The 21,431-nt window shown below is 43.7% G+C and carries 32 protein-coding genes; 5 read left to right on the top strand and 27 right to left on the bottom strand.

Annotated elements, in window-relative coordinates; all coding sequences use genetic code 11:
* Positions 1-165: 165 nt before the first annotated feature.
* From JGK16_RS14040 to JGK16_RS13980, 13 genes are all read right to left on the bottom strand, one after another.
* Positions 166-759 carry a CPBP family intramembrane glutamic endopeptidase gene (locus JGK16_RS14040; protein ID WP_293180330.1) on the bottom strand — a complete coding sequence of 198 codons (594 nt, stop codon included), beginning with the start codon at positions 757-759 and terminating at the stop codon, positions 166-168.
* A 31-nt stretch (positions 760-790) separates the two neighbouring features.
* Entirely contained in the window at positions 791-1,957 is a 1,167-nt protein-coding gene (locus JGK16_RS14035; protein WP_293190987.1) for a DUF3326 domain-containing protein, read from the bottom strand.
* The gene (locus JGK16_RS14030) at positions 1,954-2,145 is read right to left on the bottom strand and encodes a hypothetical protein (protein ID WP_293180527.1); all 192 of its coding nucleotides are present in this window, start codon (positions 2,143-2,145) and stop codon (positions 1,954-1,956) included. Before JGK16_RS14030 ends, JGK16_RS14035 begins: the two co-directional genes overlap by 4 nt.
* Positions 2,146-2,210: 65 nt before the next feature.
* Positions 2,211-2,528 (bottom strand): 2Fe-2S iron-sulfur cluster-binding protein, encoded by a 318-nt coding sequence (locus JGK16_RS14025; RefSeq protein ID WP_293180336.1) that lies wholly within the window; start codon positions 2,526-2,528, stop codon positions 2,211-2,213.
* 246 nt (positions 2,529-2,774) lie between these two features.
* A complete protein-coding gene (locus JGK16_RS14020; RefSeq protein WP_293154866.1) occupies positions 2,775-3,320 on the bottom strand; it encodes a Uma2 family endonuclease in 546 nt (181 codons plus the stop codon).
* Positions 3,321-3,495: 175 nt separating this feature from the next.
* Complete coding sequence (locus JGK16_RS14015; protein ID WP_293190985.1) at positions 3,496-4,677, bottom strand: GTPase; 1,182 nt, start codon at positions 4,675-4,677, stop codon at positions 3,496-3,498.
* 135 nt (positions 4,678-4,812) lie between these two features.
* On the bottom strand, positions 4,813-5,352 hold the full coding sequence (locus JGK16_RS14010) for a Uma2 family endonuclease (RefSeq protein ID WP_293180345.1): 540 nt from the start codon (positions 5,350-5,352) through the stop codon (positions 4,813-4,815).
* A 74-nt stretch (positions 5,353-5,426) separates the two neighbouring features.
* Complete coding sequence (locus JGK16_RS14005) at positions 5,427-5,924, bottom strand: DUF29 domain-containing protein (protein WP_293180348.1); 498 nt, start codon at positions 5,922-5,924, stop codon at positions 5,427-5,429.
* Between the two features lie 140 nt (positions 5,925-6,064).
* Positions 6,065-6,265: a hypothetical protein gene (locus tag JGK16_RS14000; protein WP_106333270.1), complete on the bottom strand. Its 201-nt coding sequence runs from the start codon at positions 6,263-6,265 to the stop codon at positions 6,065-6,067.
* Positions 6,262-6,561, bottom strand: a complete 300-nt coding sequence (locus JGK16_RS13995) for a BrnT family toxin (protein WP_293180354.1) — start codon at positions 6,559-6,561, stop codon at positions 6,262-6,264. The genes JGK16_RS14000 and JGK16_RS13995 overlap by 4 nt, the downstream gene beginning before the upstream one ends.
* A 62-nt stretch (positions 6,562-6,623) precedes the next feature.
* The gene (locus tag JGK16_RS13990; RefSeq protein WP_293180357.1) at positions 6,624-6,890 is read right to left on the bottom strand and encodes a MafI family immunity protein; all 267 of its coding nucleotides are present in this window, start codon (positions 6,888-6,890) and stop codon (positions 6,624-6,626) included.
* A gap of 345 nt (positions 6,891-7,235) precedes the next feature.
* Entirely contained in the window at positions 7,236-8,408 is a 1,173-nt protein-coding gene (locus JGK16_RS13985) for a hypothetical protein (RefSeq protein ID WP_293180360.1), read from the bottom strand.
* Between the two features lie 540 nt (positions 8,409-8,948).
* Positions 8,949-9,392, bottom strand: a complete 444-nt coding sequence (locus JGK16_RS13980; protein ID WP_293180362.1) for a hypothetical protein — start codon at positions 9,390-9,392, stop codon at positions 8,949-8,951.
* Positions 9,393-9,549: 157 nt separating this feature from the next.
* Between JGK16_RS13980 and JGK16_RS13975 the strand changes: the two genes are divergently transcribed.
* Genes JGK16_RS13975 through JGK16_RS13965 form a run of 3 tightly spaced genes read left to right on the top strand, consistent with a single transcriptional unit; the run spans position 9,550 to position 10,302 of the window.
* Positions 9,550-9,762: a helix-turn-helix transcriptional regulator gene (locus tag JGK16_RS13975; protein ID WP_106149040.1), complete on the top strand. Its 213-nt coding sequence runs from the start codon at positions 9,550-9,552 to the stop codon at positions 9,760-9,762.
* A 58-nt stretch (positions 9,763-9,820) separates the two neighbouring features.
* Positions 9,821-10,033, top strand: coding sequence for a helix-turn-helix transcriptional regulator (locus tag JGK16_RS13970; protein ID WP_293154889.1), 213 nt, complete (start codon positions 9,821-9,823; stop codon positions 10,031-10,033).
* Between the two features lie 56 nt (positions 10,034-10,089).
* Positions 10,090-10,302 carry a helix-turn-helix transcriptional regulator gene (locus JGK16_RS13965; protein WP_293180530.1) on the top strand — a complete coding sequence of 71 codons (213 nt, stop codon included), beginning with the start codon at positions 10,090-10,092 and terminating at the stop codon, positions 10,300-10,302.
* 64 nt (positions 10,303-10,366) lie between these two features.
* On the opposite strand, the gene JGK16_RS13960 is transcribed toward JGK16_RS13965, so the two are convergent.
* The 3 genes from JGK16_RS13960 to JGK16_RS13950 all read right to left on the bottom strand — a co-directional run bounded on the left by JGK16_RS13960 (position 10,367) and on the right by JGK16_RS13950 (position 11,222).
* Positions 10,367-10,741 carry a hypothetical protein gene (locus tag JGK16_RS13960; protein WP_293180365.1) on the bottom strand — a complete coding sequence of 125 codons (375 nt, stop codon included), beginning with the start codon at positions 10,739-10,741 and terminating at the stop codon, positions 10,367-10,369.
* Positions 10,742-10,757: 16 nt separating this feature from the next.
* Positions 10,758-10,961, bottom strand: a complete 204-nt coding sequence (locus JGK16_RS13955; RefSeq protein WP_293180368.1) for a hypothetical protein — start codon at positions 10,959-10,961, stop codon at positions 10,758-10,760.
* 75 nt (positions 10,962-11,036) lie between these two features.
* Positions 11,037-11,222, bottom strand: coding sequence for a hypothetical protein (locus tag JGK16_RS13950; protein WP_293180371.1), 186 nt, complete (start codon positions 11,220-11,222; stop codon positions 11,037-11,039).
* A gap of 268 nt (positions 11,223-11,490) precedes the next feature.
* Here JGK16_RS13950 and JGK16_RS13945 point away from each other — a divergent pair, with 268 nt between their 5' ends.
* Positions 11,491-12,042 (top strand): Uma2 family endonuclease, encoded by a 552-nt coding sequence (locus tag JGK16_RS13945; protein ID WP_293180533.1) that lies wholly within the window; start codon positions 11,491-11,493, stop codon positions 12,040-12,042.
* Between the two features lie 32 nt (positions 12,043-12,074).
* Here the strand turns inward: JGK16_RS13945 and JGK16_RS13940 are convergent, their stop codons facing one another.
* The 11 genes from JGK16_RS13940 to JGK16_RS13890 form a co-directional block, all read right to left on the bottom strand.
* The gene (locus tag JGK16_RS13940) at positions 12,075-12,563 is read right to left on the bottom strand and encodes a hypothetical protein (RefSeq protein ID WP_293190983.1); all 489 of its coding nucleotides are present in this window, start codon (positions 12,561-12,563) and stop codon (positions 12,075-12,077) included.
* 124 nt (positions 12,564-12,687) lie between these two features.
* Positions 12,688-13,101 carry a hypothetical protein gene (locus JGK16_RS13935; protein WP_293180377.1) on the bottom strand — a complete coding sequence of 138 codons (414 nt, stop codon included), beginning with the start codon at positions 13,099-13,101 and terminating at the stop codon, positions 12,688-12,690.
* The gene (locus JGK16_RS13930) at positions 13,098-13,244 is read right to left on the bottom strand and encodes a hypothetical protein (RefSeq protein ID WP_293203184.1); all 147 of its coding nucleotides are present in this window, start codon (positions 13,242-13,244) and stop codon (positions 13,098-13,100) included. Before JGK16_RS13930 ends, JGK16_RS13935 begins: the two co-directional genes overlap by 4 nt.
* A gap of 149 nt (positions 13,245-13,393) precedes the next feature.
* A complete protein-coding gene (locus JGK16_RS13925; protein WP_293190981.1) occupies positions 13,394-14,344 on the bottom strand; it encodes a F0F1 ATP synthase subunit gamma in 951 nt (316 codons plus the stop codon).
* Positions 14,345-14,644: 300 nt separating this feature from the next.
* Positions 14,645-16,162 (bottom strand): F0F1 ATP synthase subunit alpha, encoded by a 1,518-nt coding sequence (atpA, locus tag JGK16_RS13920; RefSeq protein WP_293180383.1) that lies wholly within the window; start codon positions 16,160-16,162, stop codon positions 14,645-14,647.
* Positions 16,163-16,475: 313 nt separating this feature from the next.
* Positions 16,476-17,021, bottom strand: a complete 546-nt coding sequence (atpH, locus tag JGK16_RS13915) for an ATP synthase F1 subunit delta (RefSeq protein ID WP_293180386.1) — start codon at positions 17,019-17,021, stop codon at positions 16,476-16,478.
* A 3-nt stretch (positions 17,022-17,024) separates the two neighbouring features.
* Positions 17,025-17,552, bottom strand: a complete 528-nt coding sequence (locus JGK16_RS13910) for a F0F1 ATP synthase subunit B (RefSeq protein WP_293180389.1) — start codon at positions 17,550-17,552, stop codon at positions 17,025-17,027.
* A gap of 87 nt (positions 17,553-17,639) precedes the next feature.
* The gene (locus tag JGK16_RS13905) at positions 17,640-18,107 is read right to left on the bottom strand and encodes a F0F1 ATP synthase subunit B' (protein ID WP_293180392.1); all 468 of its coding nucleotides are present in this window, start codon (positions 18,105-18,107) and stop codon (positions 17,640-17,642) included.
* A gap of 27 nt (positions 18,108-18,134) precedes the next feature.
* Entirely contained in the window at positions 18,135-18,380 is a 246-nt protein-coding gene (gene atpE, locus JGK16_RS13900) for an ATP synthase F0 subunit C (protein ID WP_193972048.1), read from the bottom strand.
* 126 nt (positions 18,381-18,506) lie between these two features.
* Complete coding sequence (atpB, locus tag JGK16_RS13895; RefSeq protein ID WP_293154916.1) at positions 18,507-19,262, bottom strand: F0F1 ATP synthase subunit A; 756 nt, start codon at positions 19,260-19,262, stop codon at positions 18,507-18,509.
* A gap of 27 nt (positions 19,263-19,289) precedes the next feature.
* Complete coding sequence (locus JGK16_RS13890; protein ID WP_293180536.1) at positions 19,290-19,661, bottom strand: ATP synthase subunit I; 372 nt, start codon at positions 19,659-19,661, stop codon at positions 19,290-19,292.
* A gap of 626 nt (positions 19,662-20,287) precedes the next feature.
* Between JGK16_RS13890 and JGK16_RS13885 the strand changes: the two genes are divergently transcribed.
* Positions 20,288-21,370, top strand: coding sequence for a trypsin-like serine protease (locus tag JGK16_RS13885; protein WP_293180395.1), 1,083 nt, complete (start codon positions 20,288-20,290; stop codon positions 21,368-21,370).
* The last annotated feature ends 61 nt before the right edge of the window (positions 21,371-21,431 follow it).

Raw genomic sequence — 21,431 nt, 5'->3', positions numbered from 1 at the left:
CACTACAAACAAATACCAAAGGTTCGTAGTGAGGACTTTAGTCCTTTAATTTCTGCGGACTGAAGTCCTCACTACAAACAAATACCAAAGGTTCGTAGTAAGGACTTTAGTCCTTGGATTGATGCGGACTGAAGTCCTCACTACTAACCAATCTGTGCGATCGCCCTACCGTTTCACCATATTGTGTTCCCACTTCCAAACACAGCTAGAAATCAAATTCGTGCAGACATGAGCTGTAATTGGTACTAACAAATTGCCAGTAGCTAAAACACTGTAACCCAGCAGGAAACCCACAGCCGTCGCCCAAACAGCATAAGGCCACTGATCCATTCCTCCCAAGTGCAGAATGCCGAAACAAAAACTCGATAAAACTAAACCGGTCACATTCAATCCCAAACCAGACAGCATCACGCCTCGAAATAGCAATTCTTCGCTAAGTCCGGGTAGCAGTCCCAGCCAAATTAAATCCGGCCAAAACAAAGGTTTGAGCACTACTTCCAAGTAAATGTCTGCACTCCGGCGATAACCGGGCCAGAGTTGATATACGATCGCACTACCGCCTGTAATTGCCAGTCCGATCGCCAATCCTTTGAACAAATCCATGACGATCAATTTGACGGGCAAAAGCGATACCGATCCAAATATCAACCACAATTTAGCTACCGCCAGCAACATAATTGCTGTCACGCCCATTGCTACTAAAACCTGAGTGCGCGTCAACGGTTCAATTTCTGGATTTTCGGGAAGTTTTTCTGGCACTTAATCAATTTTAGATTTTAGGTTTTAGATTTTAGATTTGTTGAGTTGAGTCAGACAAACACCGCAGGGAGGAGATGTCTGCACCCAAAGAAGCTGGACTAATGCCGGCTCGTAAAGCGACCAATACGCCGATCGCCTCTAAATATGAGTTTACCTGCAAAGCTTTGATTCCGAGTTTTTCTGGGGAAGCTTGCATCTGGGTTTTGTTGTCACCCACAGCAATAATTTGTACTGTCGATCGCCCGCTCAAACTCAGAATAGCACTACCGCCGCACGCTGTGGCCGGTATTACCACCGCATCGACTCGATCCGCCCACAAATCCTGGGATACCGAATCGAAATTTCGCCTGTTTGCATGGAAGTTCTCTCTTGTGGGGCGGGCATCTTGTCCGCCCAATACCTGTGGTAAGCAAGATGCCTGTCCCACACCAGGAGTGACAAATTGCGGTGCTTTGCTAAGCCCTGCAAGCACGCAAGGTAAGAAAGTATAACCGATTTCCTCCGCAGCCGATCGTGGCGAAAGATGTGGATCGAGGGGAAGTGGCGACAGGGCGGGGGCGTGGGCGCAGGGAATTTTAAATGTTCTGACAATGAGGTGACTGATGACTGCTTCCGCGCCTGCGAGGGGATCGACTCCTTTCCCGCGGCGGTAGTTTTCGAGGGCGACGCTACCTTCATCGTCGGGAAATCTGGCCACAACTGCGATCGCCTGGACTTTTGCTTGTGCGATCAATTTGTCGGCGGCGCGCAGTAAACTGTCGGGATTGCCGATCGTCCCCCAGGATGCCCCTGATTCTGAAATGCGTAATTCTACTTGCAGGGGGCGATCGGTCAAAATACAATCAGTTATGTTTAAACCCAATGTAGCTCTAGCAGCATCAACGGCTTGCAAGTGGCGCAATTGTAACTCAGGTTCGATCGCGCAGTCCATGATTAAGCCGATGCGATTTTGATGTACCGGTTGCAGGCCCCAGCATCCGGCTGCAAATTTGTCAAGGGCGTAACCTTCGACGTAAAGTGCATTAGGTATCGGCCAATAAAGTTGAGCACCGTTGAGGACGTTGGGGTGAGTAATTAGCGTATCAGAAATTTGGGCGATCGCCCTAGCAACGGGCAGCGCATCGCCTGCAAAGCCCCCAATCGAGGCTCCAATGCCTGTGGGGACTATCAAAACCACTGTTAAAGGGCGGGGCTTCACGCTGCTACGGGGGATGCTTCCACGAGCACGTAGCCTTCTACCAGAGCCTTTTGGCGATCGACATCCACGTCTGTAACGGCCCAGCGCAGGGGTTCGCCGTGTTTTTGCAGTTCAATTTCAATAGCTGAGTGCAGTTCTTCGGCCGTATCGCGGAGGTCTACTTCTGCGGAAATGAAATGGGTGGTCATGGGGCGATCCATAGTGGTTTTACCGCGATCGGTACTTGGGTACTTACGTAAATTTTAGCTTAGTCCTAGGATTTACCGAACTGGCGATCGTAAACAATGTCTTCTTTTTCAGTTTCTATCTTCAAGTGCGATCGGGGAAAAGAAACGCAAAGTAACACATAACCTTCAGCCTGAAGTTCGGGACTAACACCCATGCAATCAACCTGCTTAAGTTGACCCTCAACCACCTTAGCAGCGCAAGTAGTACAAACCCCCGAATTGCAAGAGTTGGGCAAATCAATCCCCGCGGCGATCGCAGTTTGCAGAATTGGTTGATCTTCCGGCACTTCTACGGTATAAGTGCTGCCTTGGTGGAGTAATTCAACAGTGTAAGTTTGAGACATATTTCAATTATTGGTTTTAATTCCCAATTGGAATCTACGGTAGATTTGCAAACAAAGCAGAAAACATTGTACCGCTGTTGGTGATTTGGTGCAAGTTGACAAAATTTATAGGAGTTACGCACGGGGGCCTAGAAACCGGGTTTTTTACAAAAATACTTGATTGCAGCCCTTAAATTCTGTAAAAACCCGGTTTCTTTGTAATGACACGCAATATATGTTCACTCACTTAATAACTAATTTCTGCCTTCAACCCAACAACTCATCAACCGCAACACTAAAACCCAGCAGCACTAACTGAGTGCTGATTACGTCACCGGAATTAAACGCTAACTTTTGAGTTTGAGTCATTATCAATATCCAGCAACTTTCTGGAAAAACAATCCAAACTTCCAGACAACCAGAATCCAAATACTCTTGTGCTTTCAAAAAAATCTCTTCCGCAATATCAGTAGGAGAAACAATTTCAGCAATTAACAGCGGACTTTGAGGAAAAGTAGGAACATCGCCATATTCAGCAACAAGTTCAGCAGTCAGATAAGCAACATCAGGGCGACGCACTCGCCTGTCAGTACGACAAGGAACTTCAGTATAAACTTCGCCCCCTTGTCCGCTAGATATCTTGTAACTTCTCCAAGAAAAATCTAGTCTAGATTGGATTCTACTGTGTTTTACTGTCATTCCATTTTTCTCCGATATTTGCCCGTCCACCCATTCCATATCGTCGGGGGGACTAGCGATGAAGTCTTCTAGAGAAACATTTTCTGATAAAACGGCTGTCATTACCATAGCCATTGACTCCCTTTTGCAGAATTCAATAATATTATAGCAATCTTTGGAAATGGGTAATGGGTAATGGGTAATTGGTAATGGGTAATTGGTAATTGGTAATTGGTAATTGGTAATTGGTAATTGGTAATTGAAACTCACCCAATGCCCAATGCCCCATGCCCAATGCCCCATGCCCAATTTAATCAATATTAATTTGATTAGGAGGTTTTGGTTGATTCCGATTATCATCCTTCAAAGTTTTGCGCCCCGACGACGCATAATCCTTGTACAAATCCACAAACATCTTAGTCAACTGCTGCAAAGAAAGTTGTTCCCCATTGATTTGAGATTTCATATAAGCTTTCAGCACTTCGATGTAAGCCAAACCAAGAGCCAGCGTCAGAGTAGCCGCCGTTGCACCGGAGATAGCACCACCGACAATTGTACCCGCACCCGGAATCATTTTAATCAAATTAGTCACAATACTTCTACCAACAGCAGTCACCCCACCAGCACCGCTAATAGCAGACAGCATCGCCGAGATAAATCCCTTATCAAAGGGCATTCCAAAAATCACAGTAATATTAGCAATCATTGCCGTTTGCATCGTCATCAAAATTGGCGCATCAGCAAACGGCACAGGAGTTGCACCGATAATCGCAGAACCGGCAACATAGGCACTTAAATACTTAAATGCCATATCAGATTTGAGTCCAATATTGGCAATTTGTTCTTTGACAAAGGCTTTTTTTGCTACTTCCGGCAGCAGTTGAAAAGTTGCATCAACCAACTTATCTAAACCGTGAGACTTTACTGTATAATCCTCATCAATCTCTTCTGGTTCAGCCATGACTGGGATAATTTGACTGACTGGCAAATTCATGTGTTCCAGTTGCTTGAAAAACTCGCTCGGTTTTTTCGATGTAGTTTGAGTGAGCACTAAAATAACTGGTACATCCATGATTTCCATTTCTCTTAGCCAGCCTTCTTCCACGGATTCTATGCGATTTGCGCCGTGATTGATGCAGTACCAAATGACGTGAATGTGTTCTTTGGGGTGCAGAAGTCTTTGGTCTTCAATGAGTTTAGCAACGTTTAATTGAATAATTTTAATTTGTTCGGCGTTGAGTTCAAGTCCAGGAGTGTCGTAAACTGCGATCGGGCAATTCGGTTTAGTATATTGGCGGATACCGTGAGTGACGGGGCGGCCGACTCCGGTTTCTGCTAAGCGCTGGCGAAAAACTGCATTAATCAGGGTACTTTTGCCGACTCCGGTTTTGCCGATGACTAAAACATTGCACTGTCCCACTTGGTTTTCTGCGTCTTTGAAGGCATCGTAACTGTTGATTAAAAGCTCGTCTAAGGAAAAGTCGTTTGACATGGCGTTTTCTAGAATGGTGGGATATCGAATCTGGATTAAATAAACACCACCGAATAGAATTCGGGGCTATACAAACGAAGTCCGCCTACGCGGACTGAGGAGTCTCAAATATATTGTAGCAATTTAGTTTGATGTTTAAGCTAGCAGGCGATCGACCTCAATGCTAAAACCGATCAGAATTTGTTGAGTGCTAGCGGTATCACCCGCTCGAAATGTTAATATTTGATTTTGAGTCATCACAAATATTAAATGACTTTCTGGAAAAACTAACCAGACTTCCTGACAGCTAGATTCTAAATATTCCTGTGCTTTGAGAAAGACATCCTCAGCGATATCGGTGGGTGAAACTATTTCGGCAATTAAAGGAAAACTTTGGGGTAAAGTGGCAAGATTACCAAATTGTGCGACTAATTCGGGTGTGAGATAAGCGACATCGGGACGGCGAATGTTTTGGTTAGTGTGGCAAGGTGGTGAAATATAAAAATCACCATTTTCTTTGCTTAAATTTCTGTAATTTGACCAAGAACAACCCAGCGTTGATTGAATTTTACCATGCTTGAGCGTGGCTCCATTTTTCTCTACGATTTTACCATCCACCCATTCCATGTGATCGAGGGGATTAGCCATGAACTCTTCTAGAGTAAAATGCTTTTGTGCGACAGTAGCAGCGACCATAGTTATTTCCTCGCTTTTGCATATTCACTGATCCTATTATGACCGATCAGTACAGAGAAGGATATCTGATTCAATTATTCAATATTTTCAGGATTTTCAGACATATCGCACTCAGGCGGTAAAAAATCAGGATTAAGAACTTCTTCTTCAGTAAAGGGAGACTCTGGGGGAAATATTTGAATAGATAAACCTGTTTCATCTGCGGCTAATTCCCTAGCATCTTGATAAGATTCATTAAAAATCTCTTCAAAAAAACGATACAAACTCGGACTGGTTTTGAAGGTATCTCCGATGCGTTTACGATGTTCACGAATGGTGTACACCCAACTATTGGTTCGTTTTTCTGGCTGATATTTATACTTAAGTAAGTGCATTAAAAGTACCCTCAAATTGCTTTTTAAAGCATTCTTGTCGCTTCTCCCCATGCTTTCGAGTTCCTCTAGTAAGTTCTCTAAATCTATTTCAGAAAACTTACCCTCTTTTAATAAGTTGATTGTTGTCTGTAACCACAGATAAAAATCCTGTTCATAAAGGGATGTTATTGCAGTTGTCATTGATTGGATAGTTGTCATTTTGTTTGACTCCCTTTCTCTTCTCTAGACATAAGTCTAACATATTCGATAATTTATCGCTATGTGGGGTCAAGAAACCCGGTTTCTGTTATGATTAAGGCAGACTCACCTAGAGTTGACTAAGAAACCCGGTTTCTAACCTACTCAATACTTTGAATTAGTTTAATGTTATTTCTCAGCCATTCATTGACCAAAACTTGCACCTCAATCTTTTTATGCTCGGCAATTTTAGTCACAAATTCCTCGACATCTGGTTCGAGATAAATGGGATAATGAAAAGTAGCATCAGGATGGTAAAACTTGCCTTGTTCTGCTGGAGAAAAATCATACTCTGATTTCATAATTTCCTCTCTTGATAAGCTTGGGTTTCAGTAAAATTAGCTTTGCGGGCTGAAATGAGCCGAATTATGCAAGAAGTGCGATCGGTTTGTTCAAAGGTATGAACAACTACCCTTAAATTTCCTGTTTCATCTAAGCCTATGGTAATCCATCTATCTTCATCTTGACTGTGTTCTTCATCATAGATTGTTAATTGAGAACTATCGCGAAAAACAGTTGATGCCAAACGAAAATTTAATTGATGCTTGCGAATATTTTGCTTTTCTTTGGCTGGATTCCAATCAAAGTTATAATCCAAGGAAATCTATTATGGTAAATCAATGTGGAATCAAATTATAACATAAATTCGTAATTTATGTACTAAGGAGCTACTTGGACTTTTAGCATCTCCCAAGTTTCCCGTTCCATGTTCAACATATCCCCTACTTCTTGCAAAAGTTCATAACCATTTAAATCTATGGGAAGTTCTTCTTCAATGAGAATATCGCACAAAGTCTCTAACGCCAAATTCCACTCACCAGCCTGAATATCTGAAACCAAAAATTCTATTTGATTATCTGACAGTTGCAGTTTCACGATGTTAATGACTTCATTGAGTTTACTTTCCACAATTTTATAGTCAAACATTTGTTTTGCTCCTGACAATATTTCTAGGGATTTTTGGGTAGGTTAGTAGGGAAGGCTGTAATGATTCATCTCCCATCAGGTTCTACTATTACCCTAATACTAACACTATCTCTAGTTCCTTCAATATGCCATCTTACAGGCTTACCAGCAAAGAAGTTACTTAAACTTTTAGCAAAGACTTAAGATAAGTATAAACTCTGAAACAATAAATTCTCTTTGATTTTCTGACAATTAATGGCACTTTGGCAAGAAGCCTGATCTTACCATTATGGCGGGTAAAGACGAAGATTTTATCCCATAACCATTGTAAAATTAAGTTGGTATTGAGAACACAATGATGGCACATTAAATGAATTGACGGAGTAATTCTAGCTCTTTCTTTATTAAGCTGATATCATCAATTTTTGATATTCTCTCAATTTCTGATTGCATCTTATTCTTACCTTTTTTTATCCATTTTTGATATTTCGGATCGTCGAGCATTTTCTGATATTCCTGATATTCCTTAACTTCGTTTTCAAAATCCTTTAGAGCGTCATACGGTAATTTCTCCATATCCTCTGGATTAGATATTATTTTATACTTTTCATTCGCAAGGATGTCACGAATATCATCAGAAAGTTTATAAGTTACATTTACTGTATATGTTACAAAACATCCTTCTGTTTGATCGGAACTGTGAGACATGATTTCACCAATTTGGAATATCTTGTTTTCTGTGGAAAATAAGAGGCATAAAGAATTTTTAGGAACATCATTTTTCTCTTCATCTATAGTTTGAATCGAGCGGAACCAACCTGTATTCTCCCTACCATTAACGAGATTAGTTCCCTGGTCAATAATAGCAATATCATCAGTGACACCTAGTTTAAGGAATTTACCACCATTTTGTGGTGTGCTGGTTATCAGTGCTTGATCTTTACGAAAGTGTTTTTCATTATATTTTATTTCATACTCGATAATTTCTTGCTCCCACTCAGGCGATTCATCATATTTATTTTTTTTAAAATTAATCAATTGGTTTGTTAAATTTAAGTTGTGGATACTAATACATAATTCTCCCTCACATTCAAGACCTAGCCGAGTTAGATTAGATGACCCTATGATAGAAAAACCTATTTTTTCATGGTCTATAACTATTTCTTCATTGTCTCTAACACGACGGCCTAAAAAACAATAGGCTTTGATATGAAAGTTATTTGTGGGACATATAAAACGAACAGACTTAGTTTTAATCTTTGTTGATTCTTTGTCGATAAATTTCAATAAATTTTGAATATCACTAGGGTCATTAAAATTATCTTTTTTTCCGATCGCAATCACAACTTCCGTATTTTCATTTAAATAAGGGTGTAGAAGAATTTTTTTTACTTGCTCCACCCCATGATTAGTAACAAAAGCAGAAAATAGATAAATTTTATCCCAAGAGTATTCTTGACAATTCAATAAAAAATCTATTGTCGTTTCCAAGCTTTTTTGACGGTCTTCCAAAATTACAAATCTTTTAATAACACTCATTGTAAATACATCCAATTAATTAATAAAAAACTTTCAGGCAAGATGTAAACCACAATTTGATTATCTTCCCTAAAACTGCGCGATCGCACCTAATAAAGTTGACTAAAAACATAATCAGCCAACTCAATCAAAGCCGACTTCGACTCCGACGGCGGGAACCCCATCAAAGGCATAGCCGCAGACTGAGCCGACTTAGCTGATAATTCCCGCGATCGCCCTCTGCTGGTTGGATATTTGAAAGGTTACTCATGGGCTTAACAAGGGATAGAGAGGGAAGCACATTGAGAAATTATAACTGTTGCTGTTGAGCTTGAACCAATTTTTTGAATATTTGTGGCGAGTAATTCCTGTAGGGGCAATCCCCCCGTGGTTGCCCTGATCTTTCGGGCGGGCACGGGGGCACCGCCCCTACAGCAGGGACTAGAGTTTATGGGAGTTACGCACAGCAAAGAAACCGGGTTTTTCACTTAGTTAAAGGCTGGGCGTGCAGTATTTTAGTAAAAAAACCCGGTTTCTAATCACCCGTGTTTTAGTCATATTTTAGAAATGTTCCAGCAGATATTTCTCCTGTGCGTAAACCTTTCGCAGCGACTCCAGCCCGATCGCCCCCAACATCAATTTAACCACCCCAACCAACTCTCCCCACTCCAACAATTCAACAACAGAAACCGCCTCCCGAAATTTATCCCCATAGAAATCCACCCAAAAATCCGGCGCGTATCTCTCCTTCAGACTCGCCATCCGGCGCTTCCAATAACCAAAATCTAAACCCGACGGCGATTCCACTCCCACCACCGGCGGAAAGTCGGCATAACTCACAAACCGACTCATCCCTTGGGCGTGCACGTAGAGGATGTGCGCCCAGCACTCGAAGCGATATATTTGTTCTACCTTGATTTTCAGCAGCCGCGCGATCGCCTCTTTGGTAACAAACCGGCTCAATCTGTGTCTGGGGGTTGATTTTGGTCGAAAGCTTGCTAACATAGTTGATACATCCCACTTAATGGGAATTGTAAATGGTTGATAAATCCCACTTGATGGGATTTGAACTTTGATAGGCGATCGTCTTTAAGTTTTGCAGACGTTGGGGCGATCGCTTTTTACGATATAATTATAATATACTAAATCTAGTGGTCTGTCAATGGGTTTAATTAGATTGCGGGTTAGAGAATTTGCTGGTGAGAAAGGCTGGACGATCAAAGAGGTTTCTGACCGATCGGGAGTCAACTACAGCACCCTCAGCACCTATTCGCGTTCTCCAGGAATGGCAATGGTTGATTTTACTTGTCTGCTCAAGTTGGCACGTACTTTTGACGTGATGGTGGAAGATTTGGTTGAGGTTGTCAAAGAGTAGGTCGATCGCCTTTTGTAGTATAGTTATGTGACTGATATTAGTCAGGTTTCAATAGCTTATGGGCTTAATTAGATTGCGGGTTAAAGAATTTGCTGCTGAGAAAGGCTGGACGATCAAAGAGGTTTCAGAGCGATCGGGCGTAGTCTACAGTACGCTGAGAACTTATGCCCGATCGCCCGGATTAGCAACAATTGATGTGACAGCCTTGGACAAATTGGCGAGGACTTTTGACGTGATGGTCGAAGATTTGTATGAGATTGTCCAAGATTAGCCGATCGCCTTTTGGAATAAAAATATCTTATGATGGTACACCATCATTTGTCAAGTATGGGTTTAGTCAGACTAAAAGTCAGAGAATTCGCTGCTGAGAAAGGTTGGACGCTAAAAGAGGTTTCAGAGCGATCGGGAGTAATTTACAGTACCGTCAGACACTACGCCCGCTGTCCGGGAGTGTCAACTATTGATTTCATTTCCATACACAAATTGGCCCGCACCTTTGATGTGATGATTGAAGAGTTGGTGGAAATTGTGCAGGAATAAAAGGCATATTTACATTCAAACAAAGCGTCTGAATTACTCCAGACGCGATCGGACTTTAATCAACTCAATATTGCTCGACAGTTGCCAACATCTGATTCACAGACTCACCTTGTTGCAGGGCTTCCCAATCAGAAGTAATCGGTTGGAAAGAACAGTAGCACAGCACAATTCGCAAGTCACTATCAAAGGAAGAAAACTGGTGAACGCTAGTAACTATCCAATCTCCATTTTTCCCGTGAGTTGCTGCATTACCGGAGTCAGATAGATTGTCGTAGTCGCGGGTTCTGTCTCCAGGCTGGGGAAGAATTGGGTTTTCTTCCCAACTCCAGTTTTCCCACAGAATATCAGTTAAACCGCCCCTCGGCATAAGCTGGCGTTCTTCCCAACCGGGAGCACTCATGGTTTCGGCTTTATAGACAATCCAGATTTTTTTTGCCATCTTTCCTCCCTTTGCTTTAATCTTGGTAATCTTGCCATGTATCCTGAAACGAGGTTTGTTCTCCATCAAACACGCAGGCCACATCAGGAGGGCTGTTGCGGCTGACTCGGATTTCTTTTAACCGCCAGTTGTATTTTTCGCCCATCTTTTCACAGAGTTCGGGGTTTGTGACATAGTGGACGTTTTCTGGTTTTGGGTTCGGTAGGCGATCGCTCCTCACTTCACAATTCCCTTACAGTTTAAAAACTACAATGTTTTGCCCTGTATGCGATCGCTCCACTTCTGCACGCAGCAGCTATGTGTTCTTTGGGTTTTGACTGGCTGTTATTTTGGGTTGCTCAGCTTGATTGACGTATTCCTCCATAAATTCAAGCAAAACATCCCTCATATTTTTACCTTCCCTAGCGACGGCTGACTTAAATCGGTTCCGCAGATCGGGTGGCATTTCTACTCTAATAGCCACAGTCTTGTTTTCATCCATACAGGCTCAAGGCTTCACAACATATATATTTTGACATTTTATGAAGTTTGTCCAAAAACCAGCGTTTTGCATACAAGCGCATTAAAGCAACTATATGCTATACTGCATACTAATGCAATAGTGCAAACAACCTGAGTTGCTCTGGTGTCGGCGCGAATCTCGCGCGCGCCAGAGGATCGCGCGCGCCATGTACAAACTATCGATCGCCTAAAATAGATTAATTCAGGCAAAGTCAATCATAGTGAGCGAGAAGCCAGGAGCGATCGCAATGACATTAAGTACCGCAAAATGGACAATAGACCACTACCATCGGATGATCGAAACAGGTATTTTGGACGATCGCCAAGTTGAATTACTAAATGGAGTAATAGTCGAAATGGTACCGGAAGGAACGGCGCATACTTATTTTAGCGATCGCTTTGCCAATCAATTGCGAGTCGCATTATCCACCAGAGCACAAATCCGCGAAGCCAGACCAATTACTCTGCCAAATAACTCGGAACCAGAACCAGATATTGCCGTTGTCCAACCCCTAAACGATGTCTACCTACAGCATCACCCCTATCCAGAGAATATTTTTTGGCTAATTGAATATTCTGATTCTAGTTTGACTAAAGACTTAGAGGAAAAAAGCAAGATTTACGCAGCAGCAGGCATTCCAGAATATTGGGTTGTTAACTTGCGCGATCGACTATTAATCGTGTTCCGCTTCCCGGAAGGCGACTTTTACCAGCAGCGAAATACTTTTCAATCGGGAACCATTGAACCCCTGGCTTTTCCCGATCTTACTATCCATGTTTCTCAACTAATGAACAGGTAAATTATTGCCAAATGTCGTAAAATAAGGTTTCACTACGGCAATTTCTCTGGTAACGAAAGCCAAGCTTTGAGTTCTTCATCCAAAACATATTTATCGCTATTCGCGAGTGCAGCGATAACTTTTAACCGATTTTTAAGCTGTCTTAACTCTCGAATTTCTTCAATAGCAAGCGTTTTCCAATTAGCAGCCTTTTGTTCCACATCTTCCCGCGATTCTTTGATGTTATCCCAAAACCATTGTAGAATTAAGTTAACATCCAGAACTGAATCGTTGGGAATTATTCCGTATTTGGCGATCGCCCCAGCCCGCAACATCATTGAAGAAATCCTCACAGACTCCCCACTACCCGGTTTTTTCTGTTCCGCCGCTTCCGCTAGTCGATCGTAAATTGCGGTTGCTACTTCTGCCCAAGTGCGATCGAACAAACCCGCATTATTTTCACCTTTTCGAGCCTTCGCAGAGGAAACATCGGCTAATAAAAGCCAGTTAAAGTCTTGCGGTGCGGTGGTTTGAGCCGACAATGTATTTTTGACCCAAGCCAGTGCGGATTCAGGATTTTGTTCCAGGATGCGATCGATATTGTAGTAGGAGATTGAGTCATAATCAAATAGGCGATCGGCATGAACTAGCAGTTTATATTTGCATTCACAATCTGACTGGCAATTTTTTTAGCAGTTCATTAACAATAATTTGAGCGATCGGACTGTTTTGAGAAAGAGTTTGCAAGCGTTTTAAAACATCAAGACTCATATCTAAATTTTCTTTGGCTGCATCAATCGATCTTAAAGAATCTGCCGCCGTGAGAGTAAGCTCATCATCCGGTATCTCAAGCATTTCTAGCAACAACGGAATTGCTTGTTGAGAGTCAGCATCGGAAATAATTTCGGCACAGCGCAATTGCCATTCTTGGGAACGATTACACCAACAAGATTTCAGTTCTTCCCAATCAGCAGGTGTAAGTTTTTGCACTTGTTCAATAGCATATATAACAGCATGATCTGACCAATTATCCGGCGAAAATTCTTGATTTAAATATTCATCTAGCTGTGCGAAACTCATCTGAGTAATATTGTGGAAGCTGGCATCGGAATCATAATTTTTACCAGTGCAGTGCTGTCCCCGCTCGCGATCGTCGTCGTGACTTCCGGGAGATTATCCCGGTGCGTCGCTATTGAATCGTTGTCAATAGCCAAAATAGTCACAGCGACGCACCCTACTTTAATTATAAAGCATTATATTATAGAGGCTGTGTAAGTCCCGATCGTCCAATTTGTTCCTATATTTACTAAAAAAATAGCGCCTGAGTTCCCCCAGACGCATACCATAAAATCTACAAATTGTCAACCCTAACTTAACCGTTTAAGGCTTCAGCACCGCCGGAAACTTCCAGAATTTCCTGGGTAATTGCCGCTTGCCGCGCCTTGTTATAAGTCAACGTCAAACTACGGATCAAATCGCTAGCATTCTCACTAGCATTATTCATCGCCGTCATCCGTGCAGCCAACTCGCTAGCAGCAGATTCTTGCAAAGCCCGCAGCAATTGGTTGTTCAAATACAAAGGCAAAAGTGCCTCCAGAATTTGCGCCGGATCTTGCTCGAAAATCATGTCGCGTGGCAAACTCTTCATAGGTGTACCAATCTTCTCCCGCGATACTTGAAACTGTCCGCCTTGCGATGTCAAGCGGAAGATTTCATCATCTGGAGTTTCCAAACCTTGAGGATCGAGGGGTAACAAGGTTTGAATTACTGGACGCGAACTAATTAGTGACACAAACTTGGTGTAAATTAGCTCAACTCTGTCCACAGTTCCCGACAGGAACAAAGACAGCAATTCGTCAGCAATTAGCGCTGCTTCCGGTGCTGTTGGGATTTGTTCTAAGTTAGTGTAAGTAGCATCGATCGGCTGTTCGCGACGTTGGAAATACTGAGTAGCTTTGCGTCCTACTAACACGAATTTGTAGTTTAAGCCTTCAGCTTTGATTTCCTTGGCGCGATTTTCGGCGTATCTAATGATGTTACCGTTGTAGCCACCGCACAAACCCCGATCGCCCGAAACAACCAAAATTCCCACTGTTCTGACTTCGCGTTTTTTCAGCAGCGGTAAATCCTGGCTTTCAAACTTCAAGCGTTCTGCCAAACCGTATAATACTTCTGCCAAGCGATCGGCAAAAGGACGAGTAGCAGTCACCTGTTCTTGAGCGCGGCGCACCTTAGCAGCAGCCACCAAGCGCATTGCTTCTGTAATCTTTTTAGTGTTCTTGACCGACTTAATGCGATCGCGAATAGTTTTCAGATTTGCCATAACTTTCTCCTTTTTCCTTAGCTTTTATTTCTGAGTAATTAGTTTCTAGCCATCAGTTTTTAAATTTAGCTACGGTAGAGACGGCATTTTCTATTGGTATCAATTTTAAGACTGAAACCAGATGTCTCTATCGTTTTTCTCAAAGTCTCGATCCCCCTAAATCCCCCTTAAGAAGGGGGACTTTGAACGATCTTGTCCCCCCCTTATTAAGGGGGGCTAGGGGGGATCTCCGGGTTTAAAACACGCCTAGGGGGGATCTGCGACTTAACTAATGACTAATCACTGATGACTAATGACTAATTACGCAGAAACCAAGAAAGTTTGCTTGTATTCTGTGATGCCTTCTTTCAGCAGCTTCTCAGCTTCATCAGTCAAAGCCTTACCGCCTTGAACGATTTCGCCGTACTTCGGCTTGCTAGTCCGCAAATAGTCGCGCAAACCAAGAGTAAACTTGGTTACTTTGTCTACATCGATGTCATCCATGTAGCCGTTAATACCGGCATAAATCACAGCAACTTGTTCGTTCATCGGCAGAGGAGAACTTTGCGCCTGTTTCAACAGTTCCCGCAAGCGTTGACCGCGGGCCAATTGATTTTGAGTAGCCTTATCCAAGTCAGAAGCAAACTGAGAAAATGCTGCCAGTTCTTCAAACTGCGCCAATTCCAATTTCACCTTACCGGCTACTTTTTTCATTGCCTTAGTTTGAGCCGCAGAACCTACCCGCGATACCGAAATACCGGGGTTTACTGCTGGACGCAAACCAGAGTTGAACAAGTCAGAAGAAAGGAAGATTTGACCGTCGGTAATCGAAATTACGTTGGTAGGAATGTAAGCAGAAACGTCGCCTGCTTGGGTTTCAATGATTGGCAAAGCTGTCATGCTGCCTTCGCCCAATTCGTCGCTCAATTTAGCAGCGCGTTCTAGCAAGCGAGAGTGCAGATAGAAAACGTCTCCAGGATATGCTTCGCGACCGGGAGGACGGCGTAGCAACAAGGACATTTGGCGGTAGGCCTGTGCTTGCTTGGAAAGGTCATCGTAAATGACCAAAGTGTGCTTGCCTTTGTACATGAAATACTCAGCTAAGCTGGCGCCTGTGTAAGGTGCCAAATATTGCAGGGTTGCGGGGTCGCTAGCGTTGGCTGCTACGACGATTGTGTAGGCCATCGCGCCCTTTTCTTGCAGGACGTTGACGATGTTAGCTACGGTAGAAGCTTTTTGACCGATCGCCACATACACGCAAATTACATCTTCCGATTTTTGGTTGATGATTGTGTCGATCGCGATCGCAGTTTTACCAGTTTGGCGGTCTCCAATAATCAATTCCCGCTGTCCTCTTCCCACAGGAATCATCGCATCAATAGCGGTAATCCCTGTTTGCATCGGTTCGTAAACAGAACGGCGAGAAACGATACCAGGTGCCGGAGATTCAATCAAGCGAGACTCAGTAGTTTTGATTTCGCCTTTACCGTCGATTGGACGGGCCAAAGCATCAACTACGCGGCCCAACATTGCTTCACCAACGGGGACTTCAGCAATTCTGCCAGTAGCAGTAACTGCCGAACCTTCTTGAATGCCTAGGCCTTGGCCCATCAACACTGCACCCACGTTATCTTGTTCGAGGTTCAGTGCAATACCCACGGTGCCGTCGGCAAATTCTAGCAATTCGCCGGACATAGCTTTATCCAAGCCATAAATCCGGGCAATGCCGTCGCCTACTTGCAAAACAGTACCGACGTTAGAGACTTTTACATCTTGGTCGTACTGTTCAATTTGCTGGCGAATAATGCTGCTAATTTCGTCAGGTCTGATTGCTGCCATGTCAGTTATTATTTGTCAGTTGTCAGTTGTCGGTCAGTCGATTTTAGATTTTAGATTTTAGATTTTAGATTTACTCGCAGCATTGAATCTGGGAGTTTGAACTCTTAGTCTAAAATTTTGATCTTTCCACGACTTTAAGTCTAGTGCTTGTACCCATTTTTGGGCGGGTGGATGTTTTTGGCAAGAAAGAATTGAGATTTGGCAGTAAGTATTTGGGACTAACAACTCAAAAACAGAAATTCATTGATTTCTGCCTCCTGTTTAATTCTTCCCTTATTCTTTCTTCCTTCTTCCTTCTTCCTTCTTCCTTAAATCAGGAACTCAAGCGAATTCCGAGACGGCGCAATTGTCCCCGCAGGCTAGCATCAATTACTTGAGAGCCTACTTTAATTACCACACCGCCGATTAAATCTGCGTCTATTTTTGTTTCAATTTCTACGCTACGAGCGCTGGTCATCGCCTGCACTTTCTCGCGAACAGTCTGCTGTTGAGCGTCTGAAAGTGGGACTGCCGATGTAACTTCAGCCAATACTGTTTGGTTGAGTTCTCGGAGCTTTGCCAAGTATTGTTGGCCAATCCCTTCTAAAAAAAGAATTCTTCCTTTGTCTACTAAAAGCTTCAGAAAGTTGTGCATCAAGGGGCTCATTTCTTCACCCGCTATTTGCTTAATTACAGCTTTTTTAGTATCCGCTTTGATCAGCGGATTGGCTAAAAATTGACGTAATTCTTCCGAACCTTCTAGCAGGCTAAGCAAAGAACGAATGTCTTCGCCGAACTTTTCTGAGAGATTGCTGGACTGAGCCAGTGACATCAAGGCAGATGAGTAAGGCTGTAAGACTGCTGTGCTAACGATACTCACTTTTTAGCCTCCCAGTAACGCAATGCTGCGATCGATTAAGTGGTTTTGGGCGTTGTCGTCCAAGCGAGTTTTCAACTCACCTTCCACTTTTGCTAATGCCAAAGATACAACCGTCGATCTCAGTTGGGCGATCGCTCTTTCCCGCTCCGCTTCCAACTCTTGACCTGCTGTTGCTTTCATGCGTTCAACTTCCTGCGCCGCTTGAGCTAGAATTGCTTCTTTTGCTACGATCGCATTTGCTTCAGCAGCGGAGCGAATTCGTTCCGCTTCTGCTTGAGCCTGAGTCAATTTTTGCTGTTGTTCTGCTAAAGCTGCCGCTGCATCTTTTTGGCGAGTTTCTGCATCTTTAATCGCCTCTTCGATGGCGGAGCGTCTTTCGCCTAGGATATTTCCTAAGAAGCCGCGCCCGAAGTAAAACAGCAATCCAATAACAATGCTCAGGTTAATCAGGTTGGTTTCTAAAATATCGAAATTTAAACCGAAACCACCTTCTGTGCTAGCTTCTGTGGCTAGCAATAAAACAGTCCCCATGATTCTCTTCCATAATTGCGCGTGCAGGTTGGATGAACCGATTTAAGATTTGAGAATTCACCCAAAATCTAAAACTGTTCGATCGAGCTATTTGGCCAGTGCTGTGCCCAATAGCTTTTCAAGAATTTGTCGGCTCAGAGTATCTACCTCTAGTTCTAGCGAGCGCATTGCCTCTTGTTTTTGCTGCTCAATTTCTTGGCCTGCCTTTTCTCGCGAAACTTGAGCTTCTTTTTGAGCCTCAGCTACTTTTGCCGACGCGATTTTTTTGGCATCCGCTTGAGCCGTAGCAATTACTGCCTGAGACTGTTTGCGAGTTTCTCCCAGTTTTTGGTCGTATTCCTGCGCTAATTTCTGGGCTTTTGCCAAGCGTTCCTGAGCTGACACTTGAGTGGTACGAATGTATTCGTCCCGATCGTCCAGAACCTTAGTCATGGGCTTATAGAAAACCGCATTGAGGACTACCGTCAAAACTAGGAACTGCAATGCCATAAATGGCAAAGTTGCATCAAAATCAAACACTTTTAGTTCCTCCTTGTTTTTGGGGCGGAAAGACATCCGCCCCTTTTTTGCAATCCTTCAATATTAAGCGAAGGGATTAGCAAACAGCAGCACCAATGCAATAACGAGACCGTAGATGGTCAAGGATTCCATGAATGCTAAGCTCAGCAGGAGAGTGCCGCGAATTTTGCCTTCTGCTTCCGGCTGACGCGCAATACCTTCTACTGCTTGACCTGCGGCATTACCTTGACCGATACCAGGTCCAATCGCGCCTAAACCAATAGCTAGACCGGCGGCGATAACAGAAGCAGCAGCAATTGTCGGATTCATGATAAATTTCCTTAATCTTTGTGTACAGAGTTCAAGAGAGATGTTGGGTAATTGGTCATTAGTCATTAGTCATTAGACCGCTGGCTTTTGACTGTTCGCTATTCGCCTTTACCCAATTTTAGAGAGTTAATCGTGATGTTCGTCGCCGTGTCCTTCCAATGCTTCGTGAATGTAAGCTCCTGCCAAGGTGGCAAATACCAAAGCTTGAATCGCACTGGTAAACAGACCCAACATCATTACGGGCAAAGGTACGAACAGGGGAACTAATAACACCAACACCGCCACCACTAATTCATCCGCTAAGATGTTACCAAATAAACGGAAGCTCAGGGAAAGAGGTTTGGTGAAATCTTCTAAAATCGCGATCGGTAACAAAATTGGGGTCGGTTCGATGTACTTACTAAAGTAACCCAAACCCCGCTTACTGAAACCTGCATAAAAATATGCCAAAGAAGTCAGCAATGCGAGTGCTACCGTCGTGTTGATGTCATTAGTCGGAGCAGCTAGTTCGCCCGCTGGCAACTTAATTAGCTTCCAAGGAACTAAAGCGCCCGACCAATTCGATACAAAAATAAACAGGAACAATGTGCCAATAAATGGCAGCCAAGGACGGTACTCTTTCTCGCCGAGTTGATTTCTAGCCAAGTCTCGAACGAATTCTAAGGCGTACTCCATGAAATTTTGCATTCCGCTCGGAATTCTCTGCACATTGCGAGTTGCCGCGAGGGAAGCTATCAGGAGGAGAGCAATCACAATCCAGGAGGTAATAAATACCTGTCCGTGAACTTTGAGACTGCCTATGTGCCAGTAGAAATGCTTTCCTACTTCCAACTCAGCGAGGGGAAAAGCATTAAAGGCATTTAAGACATTTAGCATTTCCATTCACAAGAAGTTCACACAGTGGAGGGTTCACCGACTGCCTGACCCATTGGCAGGGTCGGTAACAAACAGGCTTTGCAGCATATAAAAGACGATCGCGCCCTTATACGTCAGAAATCCCAAAAATATGGGCAAAATCTGTAGCTCTTTCAACTGAGTTGATACTACAATCAACCCAATAAATACAGCTAACCTATTTTTGCTCAGACTCGTTTTTTGCGGGCCGATGCGTTCAACGTCTTTAGCCAACATTCTCAAGTAAACCACACCGGCGATCGCCCCAAGCATATAATTTAGGGCAATGTTGAGTGAATAAAAAATCCACACCGAGATAAAAATTATTCCCGTGAAAGCGAGAGTGACCACAAACAACTGTTGTTGAAGTTTGTAGAAATCTTGCATAGTGTCGGTGGACTCCGGTTCGGACGAACCTGTCTGAGAGATGTCCCCCGTTTCAGCGATGGATGCGCGAGATTGATCTGACAAGGTTACTTGACTTTTAAAGCAGTCGGTGTTAGTTGACTCCCACTACAATTAATTCGGTTGAAACCGTCTTGTAGCGACAAGTGTGACAAAAGCTACAGCTCGTACACTTCAGATCGAATAATACCACGCGCAGGTAACATAACTTAAAAAAAAATGAATTTTTTGATTGGTTTCTGAGAAAAGTCTGGCTGAGTTACCGAACCCAGGTAAGCGTGCCGAACCTTTCCGAAACCAGAAGCTAGAAGGGTTTTATGCAGACAGCCGGAGATTCTCTGAATATTTATCATGTTGTCGTTGTCGAGCGACTCGGAAATCTTTTTGGTCGATCGACATAATTCTACATCTCCCACCGCCCGATCGCACCAACTCACACTTTATATCGCCTGAAGCGCACAAAATCTTTCTTACTTAGTATAAAAAAACGGGAGCTTTTTGGCGAATATAAAGATTTGTAACAAAGCCCAACATTTTGCATAAAAATCGAGTTTTGCACCAGATAGGTCAATAGAACAACAAATTTAACATCGATCTCGGTGCTTACTGTGAAAACTCAAAACCTAATTACATCAACGCTAACAGCCTTTGTGGCAGCAGCAGGTTTCAGTGGCAGCGCGATCGCCGGTACGATTCGGCACGATCGATCCGACGCCCAGTACATAAACTTCGCCAACCAAAACCAATTTGCCAGCGTCGGCCGCCTCGACATGAGATTTGCTAACAACACGTTCACCCTTTGTTCGGGAACCCTGATCAGTGCCAACTGGGTACTAACCGCAGCGCACTGTTTTGAAAACGGTCAACAAAGTCTTGCTGGTGCAGGTTTTTCAATTGGCGGGCGCAGCTATTCAATCAATTTGGGACTTCAGAACGGAGGATGGGCCAGTAGCAACCGGAACGCGAGTGCAGGCGCTGACATAGGCTTGTATCGGCTCAGCAGTTCAATCTCGAACATTAATCCGGCCACCCTGTACTCCGGTACTAACGAAGATTTGCAAGTCGGCAGCTACGTCGGGTTCGGAAATACAGGCAATGGCTTAAGTGGCGAAAATGTAGGAACATACAAAACAAAACGAGCTGGTCAGAATACGATCGGCCTGGGTAGTCGATTAGGTTATTCCAACGGAATACTCGTGTCAGATTTCGACGATCCTCGATCGGTCGATCCCTCACAGCCATTGACTCGCCCTCTCAACCTAGAATACCAATTAGCCCGGGGCGATAGCGGTGGAGCACTGTTCATCGGCGGACTCCTGGCCGGTGTCAACTCTTTTATTACCAGCCAGAACAACCAGAGGTTGGCTGACTACGGCGATATTTCTGCTACTACTCGCGTCTCGTCGCAATACAACTGGATTCGGAATGCCATCAGCGGATTAGCTGGAACAGGAGTGCTCAATAGCTTACCTAGAACTAGCTCAAACTTTGGCCCAACTACTCTCGCGGAGCTCGTAATCGATCAATCCGACAGTATCGGCGACTTGTCACAACCACTGGAAATAGTACAGGATACTTGGGACAACTCCGAAGCAGTACCGGAACCGACAACAGTAGTCGGCGGATTGCTTTCCTTGGGGGGTTTTATTTTAGCCCGCCGCCGCCAAAAGTTAGCTCAAAAACAAGCTTGAAGCTAGGAGTAGGTGGACGCAGTTAAACGTAAAATCCGCGGCTAGAACCTGCTAGAAGCCG

The sequence above is a fragment of the Microcoleus sp. PH2017_09_SFU_O_A genome (genome assembly GCF_020738625.1).
Classification (GTDB): Bacteria; Cyanobacteriota; Cyanobacteriia; order Cyanobacteriales; family Microcoleaceae; genus Microcoleus.
This window is presented reverse-complemented; position numbering and strand designations above follow the sequence as displayed.

What these genes read in the sequence shown, in the direction of transcription:
- JGK16_RS14030 (WP_293180527.1), bottom strand. Translation starts at nt 2,145, where the DNA reads ATGACCACCCATTTCATTTCCGCAGAAGTAGACCTCCGCGATACGGCC.
- JGK16_RS14025 (WP_293180336.1), bottom strand. Translation starts at nt 2,528, where the DNA reads ATGTCTCAAACTTACACTGTTGAATTACTCCACCAAGGCAGCACTTAT.
- JGK16_RS14020 (WP_293154866.1), bottom strand. Translation starts at nt 3,320, where the DNA reads ATGGCTATGGTAATGACAGCCGTTTTATCAGAAAATGTTTCTCTAGAA.
- JGK16_RS14015 (WP_293190985.1), bottom strand. Translation starts at nt 4,677, where the DNA reads ATGTCAAACGACTTTTCCTTAGACGAGCTTTTAATCAACAGTTACGAT.
- JGK16_RS14010 (WP_293180345.1), bottom strand. Translation starts at nt 5,352, where the DNA reads ATGGTCGCTGCTACTGTCGCACAAAAGCATTTTACTCTAGAAGAGTTC.
- JGK16_RS14005 (WP_293180348.1), bottom strand. Translation starts at nt 5,924, where the DNA reads ATGACAACTATCCAATCAATGACAACTGCAATAACATCCCTTTATGAA.
- JGK16_RS14000 (WP_106333270.1), bottom strand. Translation starts at nt 6,265, where the DNA reads ATGAAATCAGAGTATGATTTTTCTCCAGCAGAACAAGGCAAGTTTTAC.
- JGK16_RS13990 (WP_293180357.1), bottom strand. Translation starts at nt 6,890, where the DNA reads ATGTTTGACTATAAAATTGTGGAAAGTAAACTCAATGAAGTCATTAAC.
- JGK16_RS13985 (WP_293180360.1), bottom strand. Translation starts at nt 8,408, where the DNA reads ATGAGTGTTATTAAAAGATTTGTAATTTTGGAAGACCGTCAAAAAAGC.
- JGK16_RS13980 (WP_293180362.1), bottom strand. Translation starts at nt 9,392, where the DNA reads ATGTTAGCAAGCTTTCGACCAAAATCAACCCCCAGACACAGATTGAGC.
- JGK16_RS13975 (WP_106149040.1), top strand. Translation starts at nt 9,550, where the DNA reads ATGGGTTTAATTAGATTGCGGGTTAGAGAATTTGCTGGTGAGAAAGGC.
- JGK16_RS13970 (WP_293154889.1), top strand. Translation starts at nt 9,821, where the DNA reads ATGGGCTTAATTAGATTGCGGGTTAAAGAATTTGCTGCTGAGAAAGGC.
- JGK16_RS13965 (WP_293180530.1), top strand. Translation starts at nt 10,090, where the DNA reads ATGGGTTTAGTCAGACTAAAAGTCAGAGAATTCGCTGCTGAGAAAGGT.
- JGK16_RS13960 (WP_293180365.1), bottom strand. Translation starts at nt 10,741, where the DNA reads ATGGCAAAAAAAATCTGGATTGTCTATAAAGCCGAAACCATGAGTGCT.
- JGK16_RS13950 (WP_293180371.1), bottom strand. Translation starts at nt 11,222, where the DNA reads ATGGATGAAAACAAGACTGTGGCTATTAGAGTAGAAATGCCACCCGAT.
- JGK16_RS13945 (WP_293180533.1), top strand. Translation starts at nt 11,491, where the DNA reads ATGACATTAAGTACCGCAAAATGGACAATAGACCACTACCATCGGATG.
- JGK16_RS13935 (WP_293180377.1), bottom strand. Translation starts at nt 13,101, where the DNA reads ATGAGTTTCGCACAGCTAGATGAATATTTAAATCAAGAATTTTCGCCG.
- JGK16_RS13925 (WP_293190981.1), bottom strand. Translation starts at nt 14,344, where the DNA reads ATGGCAAATCTGAAAACTATTCGCGATCGCATTAAGTCGGTCAAGAAC.
- atpA (WP_293180383.1), bottom strand. Translation starts at nt 16,162, where the DNA reads ATGGCAGCAATCAGACCTGACGAAATTAGCAGCATTATTCGCCAGCAA.
- JGK16_RS13910 (WP_293180389.1), bottom strand. Translation starts at nt 17,552, where the DNA reads ATGGGGACTGTTTTATTGCTAGCCACAGAAGCTAGCACAGAAGGTGGT.
- JGK16_RS13905 (WP_293180392.1), bottom strand. Translation starts at nt 18,107, where the DNA reads ATGTCTTTCCGCCCCAAAAACAAGGAGGAACTAAAAGTGTTTGATTTT.
- atpE (WP_193972048.1), bottom strand. Translation starts at nt 18,380, where the DNA reads ATGAATCCGACAATTGCTGCTGCTTCTGTTATCGCCGCCGGTCTAGCT.
- atpB (WP_293154916.1), bottom strand. Translation starts at nt 19,262, where the DNA reads ATGGAAATGCTAAATGTCTTAAATGCCTTTAATGCTTTTCCCCTCGCT.
- JGK16_RS13890 (WP_293180536.1), bottom strand. Translation starts at nt 19,661, where the DNA reads ATGCAAGATTTCTACAAACTTCAACAACAGTTGTTTGTGGTCACTCTC.